We start from the raw sequence: 17,439 nt of genomic DNA, 5'->3' as shown, positions 1-17,439 counted from the left end.
GGGGCTGTCCGTGACCACTTCCGCACCCGCGACTCCGCCCGCCGATGCCGCGCTCCGTCCGCATGCCGAGCAGGCGTTCGCCGCGGAACTCGCCGCGCTCGCGGCCGCCGACGACCGGCCGCGGCCGGCGCGCTGGAACCTGTCGCCGTGGGCGGTCGCCACGTATCTGCTGGGCGGGGTGCTGCCGGACGGGACCGTGATCAGCCCGAAGTACGTCGGCCCGCGCCGCATCGTCGAGGTCGCCGTCACGACCCTGGTCACCGACCGCGCGCTGTTGCTGATCGGCGTCCCGGGCACGGCCAAGACGTGGGTGTCGGAGCACCTCGCGGCGGCGATCTGCGGCGACTCGACGCTGCTCGTGCAGGGCACCGCGGGCACGCCCGAGGAAGCCATCCGCTACGGCTGGAACTACGCGCAGCTCCTCGCGCACGGCCCGAGCCGCGACGCGCTCGTGCCCGGCCCGGTGATGCGCGCCATGGCGGAAGGCCGCATCGCCCGCGTCGAGGAACTCACCCGCATCCCCGCGGACGTGCAGGACACGCTCATCACGATCCTGTCCGAGAAGACCCTGCCGGTCCCCGAACTCTCCGACGAGGTCCAGGCCGTCCGCGGCTTCAACCTCATCGCGACCGCCAACGACCGGGACCGCGGGGTCAACGACCTGTCGAGCGCGCTGCGCCGCCGGTTCAACACCGTCGTACTGCCGCTGCCCGCCACCGCCGACGACGAGATCGACATCGTCGCCCGGCGCGTCGCCCAGCTCGGTGCCTCGCTGGAACTCCCGCAGATCGAGGCCGCGCACGCCGAACTCCGGCGCGTCGTCACGGTTTTCCGCGAGCTGCGGGCGGGCCTGACCGAGGACGGCCGCACCAAGGTCAAGTCGCCGTCCGGGACCTTGTCCACCGCCGAGGCGATCTCCGTGGTGACCGGCGGTCTCGCGCTCGCCGCGCACTTCGGCGACGGGGTGCTGCGGCCGTCCGACACCGCGGCGGGGATCCTCGGCGCGGTCGTCAAGGACCCGTCGGCGGACAGCGTGGTGTGGCGCGAGTACCTGGAGACCGTCGTCCGGTCGCGCGACGGCTGGCAGGACTTCTACCGGGCGTGCCGCGAAGCGGGTGCCGCCTGATGCCGAAGCCGGCGAAGGCGAAGGCGCCCCGGCGTCCGCACCTGCTCGGGGTCCGCCACCACGGGCCCGGCTCGGCCCGCGCGGTCGCCGCGGCACTCGCCGCCACCGCGCCGGACATCGTCCTGGTCGAGGGTCCGCCCGAGGCCGACCTGCTGCTGTCCTACGCCGCCGACCCGGAGATGGTGCCGCCCGTCGCCCTGCTCGCCCACGCGAAGGACGACCCCGGACAGGCCGGGTTTTGGCCGTATGCCGAGTTCAGCCCCGAATGGGCCGCCATCCGCTACGCCCTCGACCACGGCGTCCCGGTCCGCTTCATCGATCTCCCGGCCGGCTGCGGCTTCGCCCTCGACCGGGCCCGCGCCGCCCGCCGGAACGCCGCACCGGAACCGGATCCCGAGCCGACGCGCATCCCGGACACCCCGGACACCCCGGACACCCCGGACACCCTGGGAACCCCGGACACGTCACACCCGCCGATACCCGGTGAGAGCCATCGCACCGACCCCATCGCCGTCCTCGCCCGCGTCGCCGGACACGACGACCCGGAACGCTGGTGGGAGGACGCCGTCGAGCACCAGGCCGGCGGCGCCGACCCGCTCGCACCCTTCGCGCTGCTCGCCGAAGCGATGGGCGCGCTGCGCGAACCGACGTCGGCACCCGGGCCCGCCGACCCCGACGGGCCGGTGGCGACCGCAGAAGACGCCGAGACCGCCGAAACCACGGAGACCGCCGAGACCGCCGAGGATCTCCCCGACCTCGAAGCCGCCCGCGAAGCGCACATGCGCCTCGCGATCGACACCGCCTACCGGCAGGGCTTCCGCGAGGTCGCGGTGGTGTGCGGCGCCTGGCATGTCCCCGCGCTCGCCGCGTCCCGGCCGGTGGCCGAAGACCGCGCCGTGCTGGCGCCGTTCGCCGCGCTCGCGCGCGGCGGGGCGCTGCCGCGCGTCAAGGTCGAGACGACGTGGGTGCCGTGGACGTACCGCCGCCTCGGACAGGCCTCCGGCTACGGCGCGGGCGTGCCGTCGCCCGGCTGGTACCACCACCTGTTCGCCACGGACGACCGCGAACGGCTGCTGCCCGCCTGGTTCGTGCGCGTCGCCGAGCTGTTCCGGGCGGCGGGCCGCCCCGTGTCGCCCGCGCACGTCATCGAGGCGGTCCGGCACGCCGAGACGCTCGCCGCGCTGCGCGGCCGTCCGCTCGCCGGGCTCGACGAGACCCTCGAAGCGGTGCGCGCGGTCATGTGCGACGGCGACGACGCCCCGCTCGCGCTCGTCCACGACGACATCGTGGTCGGCGACCGCATCGGCGCCGTCCCCGTGACCGTGCCCGCCGTTCCGCTGCAGCGCGACCTCGACGTGCAGCGCAAACGGCTCTCCCTGACCCTGGCCGACCGCAAGCTCGAACTCGACCTGCGCAAGACCCTCGACGCCGACCGCAGCCGCCTGTTCACGCGGCTCACTCTCCTCGACATCCCGTGGGGCACGCCGACCGCGTCCCGGCGCGGTACCGGCACCTTCCGGGAGACCTGGACGCTCGCCTGGCAGCCCGAACTCGCCATCCGGGTCGCCGAAGCGGGTGTGTGGGGCACCACCGTCCTCGGTGCGGCGACCGCGCACGCCGTCGAACTCGCGGCGTGCGCGGGCTCTCTCGCCGACCTCACCGCGGTCGCCGAGCAGTGCCTGCAGGCCGACCTGCCCGACGCGCTGCCGCTGGTGATGCGCGCCCTCCAGGACAAGGCGGCGCTCGGCACCGACGTCGCGGGCCTGGCCGAAGCCCTCCCCGCACTCGTCCGCGCGCTGCGCTACGGCGACGTCCGCGGCACCGACACCGCCGCCCTGGCGACCGTCGCCGACGGCCTCCTGCTGCGTATCTGCGTCGGCCTGGTCCCCGCGTGCGCGGGGCTCGACGGCGACGGCGCCCGCGACATGCGCCGCCACCTCGACGCCGTCCACGACGCGGTGCAACTCCTCGCCACCACGGACACGGCAGGCCCGGCAGCCACCGCGGACACCGTCGAGACGCACAGTGTGCGGACCGCCGACCCGCGCGACGACTGGTACGCCGCCCTCACCCGCCTCGCCGAGCGCCCCGACCTGCCCGGCCTCCTCACCGGCCGCGCCGTGCGCCTGCTGCTGGACGCCGGCCGCCTCACCGCCGCCGACGCCGCCCCGCGCATGTCCCGGGCGCTGACCCGCGGTACCCCGTTCCGGGACGCCGCCGGGTGGATCGAAGGCTTCCTCGCCGGCGGCGGCCTGGTCCTCGTGCACGACGACGCGCTGCTCGCGCTGATCGACGCGTGGGTCGCGGACATCCCCGGCGACGCGTTCACCGACGTCCTGCCGCTGCTGCGCCGCACGTTCGCCACCTTCGCCGCTCCGGAACGCCGCACGCTCGGCGAACGCCTCCGCGCCCCCGGCACCGCCGCACGCGGCGACGACGGGCCGGCGCTGCCGTTCGACCCCGCCCGCGCGGACGCCGTACTCCCGCTGGCCGCCTACCTGCTCGGAGCCGCCCGATGACCGCCGCACCCGGCACGCGCCCCGCGGGCCTTCCCGACGCCGAGCGCCTGCGCCGCTGGCGCCTGATCCTCGGCGGCGACGCGGACGGCACCGGAACCGCCCTCACCGGCCAGGACCGCCGCATCGACGAGACCCTCGCCGCGCTCTACCGGCCCGCCCCGGCGGAGGGCGGCGGCCGCGGCGGCGGGCAGCGCGCGGCCGGGCTCGGCGCGTCCGCCCCGTCGGTGGCGCGCTGGCTCGGCGACATCCGCGAGTACTTCCCGAGCGGTGTCGTGCAGATCCTCCAGCAGGACGCCATCGAACGCCTCGACCTCACCCGGCTCCTCCTCGAACCGGAGATGCTGGAGGCCGTCGAACCCGACGTCCACCTCGTCGGCACACTCCTCTCGCTCAACCGGCTCATGCCCGAGAACGCCAAGGAAGCCGCCCGCGCCGTGGTCCGCCGCGTCGTCGACGACCTCGAACAGCGCATCGCCCAGCGCACCCGCAGCCTCGTGCAAGGCGCCCTCGACCGGTCCGCGCGGATCCACCGCCCCCGGCACCGCGACATCGACTGGAACGCCACGATCCGCGCCAACCTCAAGCACTACCAAGCCGACCACCGCACCGTCGTCCCGGAACGCCTGGTCGGCTACGGGCGGCAGCGGCACGGCGTGCAGAAAGACGTCGTGCTGTGCATCGACCAGTCCGGGTCGATGGCCGCGTCCGTCGTCTACGCGTCGGTGTTCGGCGCCGTCCTCGCCTCGATGCGGTCGCTGCGCACGTCGCTCGTCGTGTTCGACACGTCCGTCGTCGACCTCACCGAGCAGCTGACCGACCCGGTCGACGTGCTGTTCGGCACCCAGCTCGGCGGCGGCACCGACATCAACCGCGCCCTCGCCTACTGCGAGACCCTGGTGACCCGCCCCGCCGACACGATCGTCGTGCTGGTCAGCGACCTGTACGAGGGCGGCGTCCGGCAGGAGATGCTGCGCCGGGTCGCCGCGATGCAGCGCGCGGGCGTGCAGGTGATCACCCTGCTGGCGCTGTCCGACGAGGGCGCGCCCGCGTACGACCACGAGAACGCGGCGGCGCTCGCCGCGCTCGGCAGCCCCGCGTTCGCGTGCACCCCCGACCTGTTCCCGGAAGTCATGGCCGCCGCCGTGCAGGGCACCCCGCTGCCCGTTCCGGAGGGTTGACCGCGCAATCGGGACGTGGGCTGCGCCACACTGCGGCGGCTTGCCGAGGCCGGAGGGTGCACGCGCGTGCCGGGTACGCAACGATGGATGGGGTGTAAACGGGACGTATCCGGCCCGGTGCGGAGGCCGGTCCCGGACGGCGGCGCGACACGTCGGGCGGTGTGATCAAGCCCCCGGTTCTGACCACGCCCCTGCCCCGGTTACTCTGCAAGGCGGATCAGCCGCGCGTACGGACGCCGTCCACCAGAGGTTCCTGGGGGCGAGCCATCCTGGCCTCCATCGGACCTTCATGGTCGACGAACGTGGCGCGAGATGTCTTCCGACAACAACCGCGATCACAAGGACGGACGCGCGTGGACCTGTTCGAGTACCAGGCGAGGGACCTCTTCGCCAAGCACGGGGTGCCTGTTCTCCCCGGTGAAGTCGTCGACACCCCGGAGGCCGCGCGCGCCGCGACCGAGCGCCTGGGCGGCAAGGCCGTTGTCAAGGCCCAGGTCAAGGTCGGCGGCCGTGGCAAGGCCGGTGGCGTCAAGCTGGCGTTCAGCCCGGACGAGGCGGTCGAGAAGGCCACCGACATCCTCGGCATGGACATCAAGGGCCACACCGTCCACAAGGTGATGCTTGCGGGTCTCGGCGAGATCGCGGAGGAGTACTACGTCTCCTTCCTTCTCGACCGCACCAACCGCACCTTCCTCGCCATGGCGTCCGTCGAGGGCGGCATGGAGATCGAAGAGGTCGCGGCGACCAAGCCCGAGGCGCTCGCCAAGATCCCGGTCGACGCGAACGAGGGCGTGACCGAGGCCAAGGCCCGCGAGATCGTCGAGGCCGCGAAGTTCCCGGCCGAGCTGCACGACCAGATCGTCGAGGTCCTCAAGAGCCTGTGGACCGTCTTCATCAAGGAAGACGCCACGCTGGTCGAGGTCAACCCGCTGATCAAGTCCGGCGAGGGCAAGATCATCGCGCTCGACGGCAAGGTCTCCCTCGACGAGAACGCCGACTTCCGCCAGCCGGAGCACGAGGCGCTCGAGGACAAGGACGCGGCCGACCCGCTCGAGGCGGCGGCCAAGGCCAAGGGCCTCAACTACGTCAAGCTCGACGGCGAGGTCGGCATCATCGGCAACGGCGCGGGTCTCGTCATGAGCACCCTCGACGTGGTCGCGTACGCCGGTGAGAAGCACTCCGGCGTCAAGCCCGCCAACTTCCTCGACATCGGCGGCGGCGCGTCGGCCGAGGTCATGGCGAACGGCCTGGAGATCATCCTCGGCGACCCGGCCGTCCGCTCGGTCTTCGTGAACGTGTTCGGCGGCATCACCGCGTGCGACGCGGTCGCCAACGGCATCGTGCAGGCGCTCGAGCTGCTGAAGAGCAAGGGCGAAGAGGTCAACAAGCCGCTGGTCGTCCGCCTCGACGGCAACAACGCCGAGCTCGGCCGGCAGATCCTGACCGACGCCAACCACCCGCTCGTGCAGCAGGTGGACACCATGGACGGCGCGGCCGACCGTGCCGCCGAGCTCGCGGCTGCGAAGTAAGGGAGCCTGAACTCACATGGCTATCTTCCTGACCAAGGACAGCAAGGTCATCGTCCAGGGCATGACCGGCTCGGAGGGTACGAAGCACACCCGCCGCATGCTGGCGTCCGGCACGAACATCGTCGGCGGCGTGAACCCGCGCAAGGCCGGCGAGAAGGTCGACTTCGACGGCACCGAGGTACCGGTGTTCGGCACCGTCGCCGAGGCCATGGAGGCCACCGGCGCGGACGTCACGGTCATCTTCGTCCCGCCGAAGTTCACCAAGGACGCGGTCGTCGAGGCGATCGAGGCGGAGATCGCCCTCGCGGTCGTCATCACCGAGGGCGTGCCGGTCCACGACACGGCGTCGTTCTGGGCGCTCGCCGGTGCCAAGGGCAACAAGACCCGCATCATCGGCCCGAACTGCCCCGGCCTCATCACGCCGGGCCAGTCGAACGCCGGCATCATCCCGGCCGACATCACCAAGCCGGGCCGCATCGGCCTGGTGTCGAAGTCGGGCACGCTGACGTACCAGATGATGTACGAGCTGCGCGACATCGGCTTCTCGACCGCGGTCGGCATCGGCGGCGACCCGATCATCGGCACCACGCACATCGACTGCCTCCAGGCGTTCCAGGACGACCCGGACACCGACGCGATCGTGATGATCGGCGAGATCGGCGGCGACGCCGAAGAGCGTGCCGCGGCGTACATCAAGGAGCACATCACGAAGCCGGTCGTCGGCTACGTGGCGGGCTTCACCGCGCCCGAGGGCAAGACGATGGGCCACGCCGGCGCCATCGTGTCCGGCTCGGCCGGCACCGCCCAGGCGAAGAAGGACGCGCTCGAAGAGGTCGGCGTCAAGGTCGGCAAGACGCCGTCCGAGACCGCCCGCCTCATGCGCGCGATCATGGAGGGCTGACAAGCCCCCGCAGGCCGGCGTGCACGCGACGGCCGAACGCCCCCGCCGGGATTCCGGCGGGGGCGTTCGCATGCCCGGCTCCGGGGGTGCCGCGGTTCCCGGGGCCGGCCGGTCAGCGGGAGTACTCGGTGATCTTGTCGACCTGGGCGTCGTCGTCGTAGTGCAATTGGAACGTCGCCTTGGCCAGGCCGCCCTGGGCGAGCTTCTCGAGGAACTTCGGCGGGTCGACGAGCATGGGCTCGCGGTTGCCGAAGGACTTCTCGCCGCGGATGGTCACCTGTTCGGCGAGCGGCACTTCGCGGAGCGGCGGCACGCCCGCGGTGCCCTCGCCGACCCGGGCGGTGCCGACGGTCAGGAAGGTGCCGCCGTCGTGGTCGGCGGCGCTCTGGACGGTGACCAGCTCGTACATGCCGTCCGGTACGTCCTGGGCGCGCGCGGTCGTGTGCCCGAAGCGGAAGTCGCGCGGCCGGTCCGTGGCGTCCGCCCGAAGGGGGTCGCCCGCGGCGGCCCGCGCGGCCAGCGACTGCTGGACTTCCGCCCGTTCGTCGGGGAGCTTCCCCGGGCTCGCCATGCTGGCGACCGCGAACCCGCCGAGTGCCAGCACGCCGGCGGACACGACGCCGACCAGCACGCCCGTCCGCACGCGTGCCCCGGTGCGCACCGTGGGGGCGGCGCGCAGCTTCGGCCGGTACCGGCCGGTCAGGTCGGCCATCACGGCGTGCAGCCGCTCGTGGGCTTCCGGCGAGTCCGGGTCGGGCCCGGTCAACTCACCCACGCGCCGGGCGAGTTGGTGGTTGCCACGGGAGATCCGGTCGACCGTGGTCCCGGTCGTCGCCTCGGTTTCGACCGCGACCTGTTCGACGGACATGCCGAGGTGGTGCCGCAGCACCACGGCCCGGCGGCGCCGGGCGGGCAGCCGGCGAAGGGCCCGCAGCAGCGCGACATCGGCCGACCAGGCCCGGTCGGCGGCCGCGGCGGCGTCGGTGTCGCCGGTGAGGTCCGGGACGTCGGGTGCGTCGGGTGCGGTCCCGTCGGACGCGGGCGCGGGGGGCCCGTCCGCGGGCTGCTCGGGTGCCCCGCGGCGGACCCTGCGGGCGATGCCGTCCGCGCGCGGTATCCACGCCCCGATCCGGTGCCCGCCGCGGTGCAGGTGGTCCAAGGCCATGTCGGAGGCGAGCATGCGGACCCAGGCGTCGGGGTCGGGCAGCGTCTCGACGGTGTCCCATTCGGCGAAGGCGCGGGCGTAGGCGCGGTACGTCACGTGTTCGGCGCGGTGCGGGCTCGCGGTGAGCAGGTAGACGTGGCGGGCGACATCCGCGGCGGTCCGGTCGTAGAACGCGTCGAAGCCCGCGGTGTCCATGCCTGCCGTGCTCCTGTCGCCGGGACGCGCGTTGGTGCGCGCAGGATCGTCGGAAGGCTGCGGTTACCCCGACGGGTGAATTGTCATGCAATATGCCTGATGATTCCGGAGAGAATCCGCCGATAAGCGGTCGGAATCGGCCGACACGGGCGGAGCGAACGTCATATACCGGGCGGATCGCCCTCGCGTTGGCAGCATGAGTTCTCGTGAGCGACACCCCTGTACCCGCCGCACAGGACCCCGCCGCCCAGGACCTTGCGGACGCGCCGGAGAGGCCGGAAACGCCGGAGACCCGGGAGACCTCGGAGACCTCGGAGACCGAGGGTTTGCGGGATCTCTCCGACGGCGCCGAGCCTTTCGACGACGCCGCGCGCGGCGTCCACACCCAGGCCGCCTTCGACGGCGCGCTCGCCGGACTCGCCGCGGCCGGCCTCGGCGTCGGTATCGCGGTGGCGCCGGTGCTCGCCGCCGTGGTCGCGGACGCCCTCGCCGGAGGCTTCGGCGATCCGGGCGGGATCCTGCGCACCGCAGGCCAGATCTGGCTCGCCGCGCACCGCGTCGGTCTCGACGTGGCGGGCGACGGGCCGGACGGCTCGGTGCGCCTCGGCATCGTCCCGCTCGGCGTGACCGTGCCCGTGCTGGTCGTGCTGGTCAGGGCCGGCCGCCGGTGCGCGGGGCCGCCCGGCGGCGAACCGCGCGAACCGAAGGCGGCGCTCGTCGCGCTCGGCGCGTGCACGGCGGTGTACGCCGCGCTCGCCTATCTCGCCGCCGTGGTCGCCGCGACCCCCGCGATCCAGCCGGTGCGCGAACGCGCCCCCGTCGCCGCCGCCACGGCCGTGGCCGTGGCGGGGGCGTACGGCCTTCTCCGGGCCGGCGCCTTCCGGACCCTCCCGGACCGGCTGCCGCCGTCGGCCGCCGACCGCCTGCGCCCGTATGCCGTACCGGCCCGCGCCGCCCTCCGCGCCGGAACCGCCGCGGCGTGCGCGCTGGCATGCGGCGGCGCGCTCATCGTGGTCGCCTCGTTGCTGCGGCACGGCGGCGACGTGACCCGGCTGGCCGACCGCGTCGCGCAAGGGGCGCCGGACATGTTCGCGCTGGCGCTGCTGTGCGTCGCGCTGCTGCCGAACGCCGTGGTGTGCGCGGTCGCCTACGCGTCCGGCGCGGGCTTCGCGGTCGGCGTCGGCACCACCGTCGCGCCCACGGCGGTCAGCCTCGGCGCGGTGCCCGCGCTGCCGCTGCTGGGCACGCTGCCGACCGGCACGTCGACGCTGGGCTGGTGCACCACGGCGGTCCCGGCCGCCGCGGGGATCGTCGCCGGGCTCGTCGCGGCCCGCGGCGTCCCCGCGGGACGGCTCGGCACCGCGGTCGGTGCCGCCGCCCTGTCCGGGCCGGTGGCCGGGCTGTTCGCCGCCGCGGCGGCGTGGCTCGCGACCGGCGCGGCGGGCGCGCACCGGCTGACCCGGGTCGGCCCGCACGTGTGGACGACCGCCGGCCTGGTGGCCGCCGAAATCGCGGTCGTCGCGACGGTGGTCGCGCTCGCGGCGGCCTGGCAGCGGTGGCGCACGGTCCGTGCCGCGGCGCAGGTGACCACGGCCGTGGTGACGGTGCCGGGCCAGGGCGCGCACCCGACGGTGTGACGGGCAGCCCCCGGGGCAGCCTCCCCGACTGTCCGCAGAGACGGTCCGCAGAGACGGTCCTCAGAACAGCGTCTGGTCCACGTCGTTGATGTTGTCCCGCAGGTAGCTCGGCAGTTCCTGCTTGCACGACTGCTCGGCGGTCTTGGTCAGCGCCGCGTCCATGCAGTCGTAGTAGTCCTGGTGCGACCACCGGAAGCTCCACACGCTGAGCACCCACACGATCGCCATGAGCCCGGTGACCAGGCCCACCATCGCCCCCGGCGGGCGCGTGACGGTGCCGCGCGCGGCCTGCGGCGCCACCACGGCGGGGCGGTCGACGCGGCGCGCCGGACCCGGGTGGTGCGCGGTGCCGCCGGGGCCCTGCTCGACCCGCGGGCCGACCCGCGGCGCGGACGTGCCGCGCAGCGTCCGCACGCCCAGCACCACCGCGGCGACGCCCATGACGATGCCGATCTCCTGGGACACCATCAGCCCGAAGAGCAGCGCCCACAGACCGAGCCACATCGCGATCCGGGCGTTCCGGCGGCGCGGGTCGGCGGGCTTCTGCTCGTCGCGGTCGCGGTCGCGGTCCGGACGCTGCTCCTGGCGCGGCCGGCCCCACGGGTCGCGCTGCTCCGGCTCCGGGTTCGGCCCCTGGCCGCCCGAGCCGCCCGAGCCGCCCGCGCTCGGGACGTTCCACGGCGCGGCGGGCGGACGGTCGGGTGCGCCCTCCGGCGGCGGGGCGTAAGGGTCCCGTTCGTCGGTGTCGTTGCCGGTATTCATCAGCGTGCCCGCCCTCGTCGTGCCGGATCCCCAAGGGGCACCCGCCTGCCTTGCCTCACGCGCGTACATCCCACGCCTGGCGCCGTCCAGCAGAGTGCCCTACCTCCGTGCCGCAGGCCTGGCTGTGTCGAGCCGGCCGAAGTGAACGTTTACCCCGGGATGGTACGTGTGCGCGCCACCCGCGGATCGCGCGCGGGCGGCAATCCGCGGACGCGGTCCCCGGCCGCCGCCGGGCGGCCCGCCCGGACCCGCCGCGACCCGTCGGCGGGCGTGCGGCGCCTCCCGGGTTCGGTACCCCGTACCCCGTGACGCTATCGTTGCTGACGATCGGGCACCGCCCGCGTGTTCCCGGACCCCCGTACCGCCTTCGTGCGGGACCGCGGGGCAGGCGCCGCGCCGGCGGGCCGCGCGGCCGCCGCGCCGCCGATCGCCACCGTTCGCCCCCCTGGTCGGAGAGAGCCCCGCAGTGGCCGTACACGCCCCGCGCACCCCCGGGCCCGCGCGGCTCGTCGTCCTGGTTTCCGGCTCCGGCTCCAACCTGCAGGCGCTCCTCGACGCCGCCGCAGACCCCGCCTACGGGGCCGAGATCGTCGCCGTCGGCGCGGACCGCGCGGACATCCTCGGGCTGGCCCGGGCGGAGAAGGCCGGGGTTCCCACGTTCGTCGTCAAGGTCGCGGACTTCGCGGACCGCGCCGCTTGGGACCGCGCGCTCGCCGACGCGGTCGCGGCGTACACCCCCGACCTGGTCGTGTCGGCCGGCTTCATGAAGATCCTCGGGCCCGAGTTCCTGCGCCGCTACGAAGAGCGCACCCTCAACACCCACCCCGCGCTGCTGCCGTCGTTCCCGGGCGCGCACGGCGTCCGCGACGCGCTGGCGTACGGCGCGAAGGTCACCGGCTGCACCGTCCACTTCGTCGACGCCGGCGTCGACACCGGCCCGATCGTCGCCCAAGGCGTCGTCGCGGTCGAACCGGACGACGACGCGGACGGCGGCGAAGCCCTGCACGAGCGCATCAAGACAGTCGAGCGCTCCCTGCTCGTCGACATCGTGGGCCGCCTCGCCCGCGAGGGTTACCGCATCGAAGCTCGAAAGGTCAGATTCGGATCATGAGCACCCCTGACAGCTCCCCGAACAAGCGTCCGATCCGCCGCGCGCTGGTCAGCGTGTACGACAAGACCGGGCTTGAGGGGCTCGCCCAGGGGCTGCATGCCGCCGGGGTCGAACTCGTCTCGACGGGCTCCACGGCCGCCAAGATCGCCGCGGCCGGCGTCCCGGTCACCAAGGTCGAGGAGCTGACCGGCTTCCCCGAGTGCCTCGACGGCCGGGTCAAGACCCTGCACCCGCGCGTGCACGCGGGCATCCTCGCGGACCTGCGCCTGGAGTCGCACCGCGCGCAGCTCGACGAGCTCGGCGTCGCGCCGTTCGACCTCGTGGTGGTCAACCTCTACCCGTTCGAGGCGACCGTCGCGTCGGGCGCCACCCCGGACGAGTGCGTCGAGCAGATCGACATCGGCGGCCCGTCGATGGTGCGTGCCGCAGCCAAGAACCACCCGTCCGTCGCGGTCGTCACCAGCCCGGACCGGTACGCTGACGTGCTCGCCGCGGCCGCCGACGGCGGTTTCGACCTGGCGACCCGCAAGCGCCTCGCGGGCGAGGCGTTCGCGCACACCGCCGCCTACGACGTCGCCGTCGCGTCCTGGTTCTCCGGCGTGTACGCGCCGGTCGACGACCAGCAGTTCCCGGCCTTCGTCGGCTCCGCCGAGCAGCGCCGCGCGGTCCTGCGGTACGGCGAGAACCCGCACCAGGCCGCCGCCCTGTACAGCAGCGGCAGCGGCGGGCTCGCGGGCGCCGAGCAGCTGCACGGCAAGGAGATGTCCTACAACAACTACGTCGACACCGACGCCGCGCGCCGCGCCGCCTACGACCACGACGCCCCGTGCGTCGCGATCATCAAGCACGCGAACCCGTGCGGCATCGCGATCGGCGCCGACGTGGCCGAGGCGCACCGCCTCGCGCACGAGTGCGACCCGGTCTCGGCGTTCGGCGGCGTGATCGCGGTCAACCGCCCGGTATCGCTGGCGATGGCCGAGCAGGTCGCGGAGATCTTCACCGAGGTCATCGTGGCCCCGGACTACGAGGAAGGCGCCGTCGAGGCGCTGGCCCGGAAGAAGAACATCCGGGTGCTGCGTGCTCCCGAAGCCCCGGTCTCCCCGGTCGAGTTCCGGCAGATCGACGGCGGGCTGCTGCTCCAGGAGACGGACCGCTTCCAGGCCGCGGGCGACGACCCGGCCACCTGGACCCTGGCCACCGGCGAGGCCGCGGACGAGGCGACGCTGCGCGACCTGGCGTTCGCGTGGCGCTCGGTGCGCGCGGTGAAGTCGAACGCGATCCTGCTGGCGTCCGGCGGCGCCACGGTCGGCGTGGGAATGGGCCAGGTCAACCGGGTCGACTCGGCGCGCCTGTCGGTGCAGCGGGCGGGGGAGCGGGCGCTCGGCGCGGTCGCCGCGTCCGACGCGTTCTTCCCGTTCCCGGACGGCCTTGAGGTGCTGGTCGAGGCCGGCGTGAAGGCCGTGGTGCAGCCGGGTGGTTCGGTGCGCGACGAGCTTGTCGTCGAGGCGGCCCGCAAGGCCGGCATCACGATGTACTTCACCGGCACGCGGCACTTCTTCCACTGAGCCGCCGAATGGCCGCCGAACCGAGCGGCTGATCCGGGGAGTCCTCCCGCAGGATGACGAACGGCGAAGGGCCCGGACACGCACGGCGTGTCCGGGCCCTTCGGTTGTGCGGGTCTCCCGGTACTACCGGGCTGTCACGCGCTTACTGGGCCGTGCGGCGCCGCACGACGAAGAACACCAGGCCGCCGCCGAGCAGCAGCACCGCGCCGCCGGTCATATACAGCGTGGAGTTGGAGCCGTTGCCACCGGTCTGCGCCAGCTCCGGACCGCTCGGCGCGGGAGACGCCGCAGGCGCGGTGGTCGGCGGGGTGCCGCCGCCGCCCGTGGTCGAGGCCGGCTTGCAGTCCACGACGCCGGTGAATTCCTTGAGGACCTTGTTGTCCGGACCGACGATCTTGATGTCGTACTTCTGGTCCTCGGCGATCTTCACCAGCTGCTTGACCGTGCCGCCGTTCTTCGCGACCACGGTCTGCTTGCCGTCGAGCGTGAAGGTGAAGTCCTCGTCACCCTTGTTCGTCGCGGTGATCTCGACACCGCCCTCGTCGCACTTCTCGTCGGCGGTGAACGCCGGGAGGGCCCCGGAGGTCGCCCACTTCGCGGTGCCGTCGGCGGTGGCCTTGACCGGCGTGCTGCCGGCCAGGATCAGGAGCTGCGACGCGACGCTCTGGCCGTTGCGGACGCCCTTGAAGACGCGGCCGACGTCGACGCTGGAGCTGCCGGAGACCTCGAACGTCGCCTCGCCCTTCTTGCTGTCCGCCGGAGGCTTGACGTACAGCTCGTCGCCGTTGCCGACCTTGGCGGTGATCTCCTTGCCGTCCTTGCCGACCAGCTTGGTGCCCGCCGGAGCGTCCTTGATCTTGGCGGTGATGTCCTTGCCGCCGGCGGTGGTCTTGACGGTGAACGGCCCCACGCCCGGGTTGTCGGACGGCTTGCCGGAGAGGTCGTCCTTCTCCAGGCTCAGCGAGAACTTGGTGCCCTCGCCCTGCTCGACCTTGGCGTTCTGGACCAGCCAGTCGTAGACCTTCTTGACGTCGGGGTCGTTCTTGCCGGCCCCCGGGTCGAGGTCCGCGTGGTCGCTGAAGTGCCAGATCGCGGCCTGCGTGGCGGCGCCCGCCTCGCTCTCGTTGAGGCCCGACGCGCCGGTGGCGGCCTTGAGCTGGTCGACCGTCTTGGTCGGGTACGAGTTCAGCAGGATCCACTTGACCTTGCCGCCGTCGTCGGCGCGCTTGCCGAGCCAGGTGTCGTCCCACTTGCCTTCGGCGTAGTTGTCGCCTTGGCCGACCGGGTTCTCCAGGTCGATGCAGTAGACCGAGAGCGTCGGCGCCCCCGAACCCTTGACCTGGAGGTTCATGAGCCCGGCCGGAATGTCCTTCTCGCCGTGGCCGGTGAGCTTGACCTTGTTGGTCTGCCCGGAGGCCAAGCCCTTGTAGGTGGCCTGCACGCCGTCGTCGGCCATGGCGGGCGCGGCCGCTGCGAGAGCGGCCACGGTCGCCAGAGCCGACGCTGCGGTGATTGCGGACAGCCGGGCCGCCGTCCTGCGTTCTTGGATGCGGATCATCTGGCGCTTCCCCTCGAATTCACGCCCGAAACGACGCGTTGCAGCTTAGGGGCGGATCGCTACACGTCCGGAGAATTGTCACAGCCTTGTTCCAAGGGCTTTACCTTCTTAAGGCGGCGGGTATTGAATTTCCACCGGCCAATCGGTCTGTCGACAAATCTCGAAGTAAATGCGCTCCGGGAATTCCACGGGTGATTCGTCCGGATAGGAACGGGAAAGGGCCCCGCCGACTGGCGGGGCCCTTTCCGGCGGCTAAGCCGGATATCCGTCCGGGTGCGGTCGGATCACCGCAAACCCGGCGGGTGTCACGACTGGTGGCGTCCGCGGCGGCGGCTCAGCACGACCGCACCGCCGCCGGCCAGCAGCAGCGCACCCGCGGCACCGGCGATGAGCGCGGTGTTCGAGTCGTTGCCGCCGGTTTCGGCGAGGTCCTTGCTGTTGGACACGGGCAGCCACGGGACCTCGATCTCCGGGCTGGTGCCGCCGTCGACGATCGGCTTGGCCGGCGGCTTGCTGCCCGACGGCGACGCCTCGGTCGCGGGCGCGGAGGACGTGGTGGCCGGGGCGGCGGACGTGGCGGGTGCCGAGGTGGCCGGGGCCGACGTGGCCGGGGCCGAGGTGGCGGGGGCCGACGTGGTCGCCGGGGCCGTGGTCGGCGGCTCGGAGGTTTCCGGGGCCTTGGTGGTCGGCGCCTCGGTCGGTGGGGCCGTGGTGGCCGGAGCCGTGGTGGCCGGGGCGGTCGTCGCCGGAGCGGTGGTGGCCGGGGCCGTGGTCGGCGGGGTGGTCGGCTCGGTCGGGCCCGGCTCGATGCAGTCGAGCGTGTCCGCGAACGTCTCGGAGAAGCCGCCCGGGCCGGTCACCTTGACGTTGTACGCGGTGTCCTCGGCGACCTTGACGAACTCGCGCTTCTCGGAGTCGCCCGGGACGGTGACCTTCTTGCCGTTGACGGTGAAGTCCGCCGGCCCGTCGCCGGTGTTCTTCAGCGTGACCGCCACGCCGCCCTCGACGCAGTCCTCCTTGAAGGCCGCGGACGGGACCGGCACGGCCTGGTGGGTCCACTTGACGGTGGCCGACGCGCTGGTCGAGAACGGCTGCGAGCCGGCCGCGATCAGCGTCTGGGTCTGCTTGCGGCTATCGCCGAGGAACACGCGGCCGATGTTGACGCCGGCCTTGGTGGTGGCGGAGATCTTCGCCTCGCCCGGCTTCTGGCTCTTCGGCACCTTGACGTACAGCTCGGTGCCGTCGGCCGCCGAGTTGACCGGGTTGCCGGACTTGTCGACGAGCTGGACGCCGTCCGCCGGCTTTCCGTCGAGCTTGACCGCGACGGGCTCGGTGCCGGTGGTCTTGACGGTGACCGGGCCGACGCCCGGGGTGTCGCCGTCCTTGCCGGAGACGGTGCCCGGCGTCAGCGACAGTGAGGCGCCGGGCTCGTTGGCGTCACCGGAGTTCGCCTTGCCGGTGAGGTAGTCGTACAGCTTGACGACGTCGTCGTCGTTCCACCAGTCGGACAGGTCGGCGCCGTTGGCGTAGTGCCAGATCGCCGCCTGGGTCGCCTCGACCGCCTCCTCCGCGCTGAGGCCCTTGCTCGGCTTGAAGCCGGCGGACTTGGCGAGCGCGCCGAGGTCGTTGACCTTCGGGTACGAGTGGTTCAGCACCCAGTTGATCTTCGCGACCTTCGCGGTGTCCTTGAGCCAGGACTCCGCCCACGTGCCCTCGCGGTAGTCGGCGTTCCGCTGCAGCTGCGTCTCGAGGTCGATGCAGTAGACCAGCAGCTCGGGGCTCTGCGGGCCGCCGGTGCTGAGCACCATCAGCTCGGTCGAGATGGTGCCGCGGCCCTTGAGGGTCACGTCACCCCTCGTGTTCTTGACCGCACCCTGGAACCGCATCCCGCCCTGGTCGGCGTACGCGGCGGGCGACATGCCGATCACGGCGACGGCCGCCAGGCCCGTCGCGGCGCATGCCGAACCCGCGCGGGATATGCCCCGCATCGTCCGAAACATGAAAAAGAGATCTCCTCGCGAAAGAACGCGGCCAACAGCTGCCCGGGCTCGTCACCGGGCGCGCGGCCCCCCAGCCGTCGATTCTCAAAGAATCAAGGTCGCGACAGGTTTAGTCAATTCGCGCGGGGGTGAATTTCCGGGATGGTTTTCGCGAACGCCGCGGAAAAATACCATCGGCGGTGATCCGTGCGGA

The 17,439-nt window shown here is 73.1% G+C and carries 12 protein-coding genes; 8 read left to right on the top strand and 4 right to left on the bottom strand.

Translation table 11 applies throughout. The features are described from left to right. Positions 1-4: 4 nt before the first annotated feature. The 5 genes from ACPA54_RS10225 to sucD all read left to right on the top strand — a co-directional run bounded on the left by ACPA54_RS10225 (position 5) and on the right by sucD (position 7,253). The gene (locus ACPA54_RS10225; RefSeq protein ID WP_423528966.1) at positions 5-1,126 is read left to right on the top strand and encodes an ATP-binding protein; all 1,122 of its coding nucleotides are present in this window, start codon (positions 5-7) and stop codon (positions 1,124-1,126) included. Beyond that, positions 1,126-3,645, top strand: coding sequence for a DUF5682 family protein (locus tag ACPA54_RS10220; RefSeq protein WP_423528371.1), 2,520 nt, complete (start codon positions 1,126-1,128; stop codon positions 3,643-3,645). The genes ACPA54_RS10225 and ACPA54_RS10220 overlap by 1 nt, the downstream gene beginning before the upstream one ends. Then, entirely contained in the window at positions 3,642-4,823 is a 1,182-nt protein-coding gene (locus ACPA54_RS10215; RefSeq protein ID WP_423528370.1) for a VWA domain-containing protein, read from the top strand. Before ACPA54_RS10220 ends, ACPA54_RS10215 begins: the two co-directional genes overlap by 4 nt. A gap of 353 nt (positions 4,824-5,176) precedes the next feature. Beyond that, entirely contained in the window at positions 5,177-6,352 is a 1,176-nt protein-coding gene (gene sucC, locus ACPA54_RS10210; RefSeq protein ID WP_423528369.1) for an ADP-forming succinate--CoA ligase subunit beta, read from the top strand. Positions 6,353-6,368: 16 nt separating this feature from the next. Beyond that, positions 6,369-7,253: a succinate--CoA ligase subunit alpha gene (gene sucD / locus ACPA54_RS10205; RefSeq protein ID WP_345673686.1), complete on the top strand. Its 885-nt coding sequence runs from the start codon at positions 6,369-6,371 to the stop codon at positions 7,251-7,253. Between the two features lie 112 nt (positions 7,254-7,365). Here the strand turns inward: sucD and ACPA54_RS10200 are convergent, their stop codons facing one another. Beyond that, positions 7,366-8,613, bottom strand: coding sequence for a sigma factor-like helix-turn-helix DNA-binding protein (locus tag ACPA54_RS10200; RefSeq protein WP_423528368.1), 1,248 nt, complete (start codon positions 8,611-8,613; stop codon positions 7,366-7,368). A gap of 206 nt (positions 8,614-8,819) precedes the next feature. Between ACPA54_RS10200 and ACPA54_RS10195 the strand changes: the two genes are divergently transcribed. Further along, a complete protein-coding gene (locus tag ACPA54_RS10195; RefSeq protein WP_423528367.1) occupies positions 8,820-10,250 on the top strand; it encodes a cell division protein PerM in 1,431 nt (476 codons plus the stop codon). Between the two features lie 60 nt (positions 10,251-10,310). On the opposite strand, the gene ACPA54_RS10190 is transcribed toward ACPA54_RS10195, so the two are convergent. Beyond that, positions 10,311-11,012, bottom strand: a complete 702-nt coding sequence (locus tag ACPA54_RS10190; protein ID WP_423528366.1) for a hypothetical protein — start codon at positions 11,010-11,012, stop codon at positions 10,311-10,313. A gap of 466 nt (positions 11,013-11,478) precedes the next feature. On the opposite strand from ACPA54_RS10190, the gene purN reads away from it, so the two are divergent. Then, complete coding sequence (gene purN, locus ACPA54_RS10185; RefSeq protein ID WP_423528365.1) at positions 11,479-12,123, top strand: phosphoribosylglycinamide formyltransferase; 645 nt, start codon at positions 11,479-11,481, stop codon at positions 12,121-12,123. Next, entirely contained in the window at positions 12,120-13,688 is a 1,569-nt protein-coding gene (purH, locus tag ACPA54_RS10180; protein ID WP_423528364.1) for a bifunctional phosphoribosylaminoimidazolecarboxamide formyltransferase/IMP cyclohydrolase, read from the top strand. The genes purN and purH overlap by 4 nt, the downstream gene beginning before the upstream one ends. A gap of 142 nt (positions 13,689-13,830) precedes the next feature. Here the strand turns inward: purH and ACPA54_RS10175 are convergent, their stop codons facing one another. Then, on the bottom strand, positions 13,831-15,246 hold the full coding sequence (locus ACPA54_RS10175; protein ID WP_423528363.1) for a thioester domain-containing protein: 1,416 nt from the start codon (positions 15,244-15,246) through the stop codon (positions 13,831-13,833). 305 nt (positions 15,247-15,551) lie between these two features. Continuing rightward, positions 15,552-17,234, bottom strand: a complete 1,683-nt coding sequence (locus ACPA54_RS10170; protein ID WP_423528362.1) for a Cys-Gln thioester bond-forming surface protein — start codon at positions 17,232-17,234, stop codon at positions 15,552-15,554. Positions 17,235-17,439 lie beyond the last annotated feature (205 nt).

Source organism: Uniformispora flossi, assembly GCF_049534875.1.
Lineage (GTDB): Bacteria > Actinomycetota > Actinomycetes > Streptomycetales > Streptomycetaceae > Yinghuangia > Yinghuangia aomiensis.
Note: the sequence above shows the minus strand (reverse complement) of the source record. Positions and strands in the feature narration are given on the sequence as shown.

What these genes read in the sequence shown, in the direction of transcription:
- ACPA54_RS10220 (WP_423528371.1), top strand. Translation starts at nt 1,126, where the DNA reads ATGCCGAAGCCGGCGAAGGCGAAGGCGCCCCGGCGTCCGCACCTGCTC.
- ACPA54_RS10215 (WP_423528370.1), top strand. Translation starts at nt 3,642, where the DNA reads ATGACCGCCGCACCCGGCACGCGCCCCGCGGGCCTTCCCGACGCCGAG.
- sucD (WP_345673686.1), top strand. Translation starts at nt 6,369, where the DNA reads ATGGCTATCTTCCTGACCAAGGACAGCAAGGTCATCGTCCAGGGCATG.
- ACPA54_RS10200 (WP_423528368.1), bottom strand. Translation starts at nt 8,613, where the DNA reads ATGGACACCGCGGGCTTCGACGCGTTCTACGACCGGACCGCCGCGGAT.
- ACPA54_RS10190 (WP_423528366.1), bottom strand. Translation starts at nt 11,012, where the DNA reads ATGAATACCGGCAACGACACCGACGAACGGGACCCTTACGCCCCGCCG.
- purH (WP_423528364.1), top strand. Translation starts at nt 12,120, where the DNA reads ATGAGCACCCCTGACAGCTCCCCGAACAAGCGTCCGATCCGCCGCGCG.
- ACPA54_RS10175 (WP_423528363.1), bottom strand. Translation starts at nt 15,246, where the DNA reads ATGATCCGCATCCAAGAACGCAGGACGGCGGCCCGGCTGTCCGCAATC.
- ACPA54_RS10170 (WP_423528362.1), bottom strand. Translation starts at nt 17,234, where the DNA reads ATGCGGGGCATATCCCGCGCGGGTTCGGCATGCGCCGCGACGGGCCTG.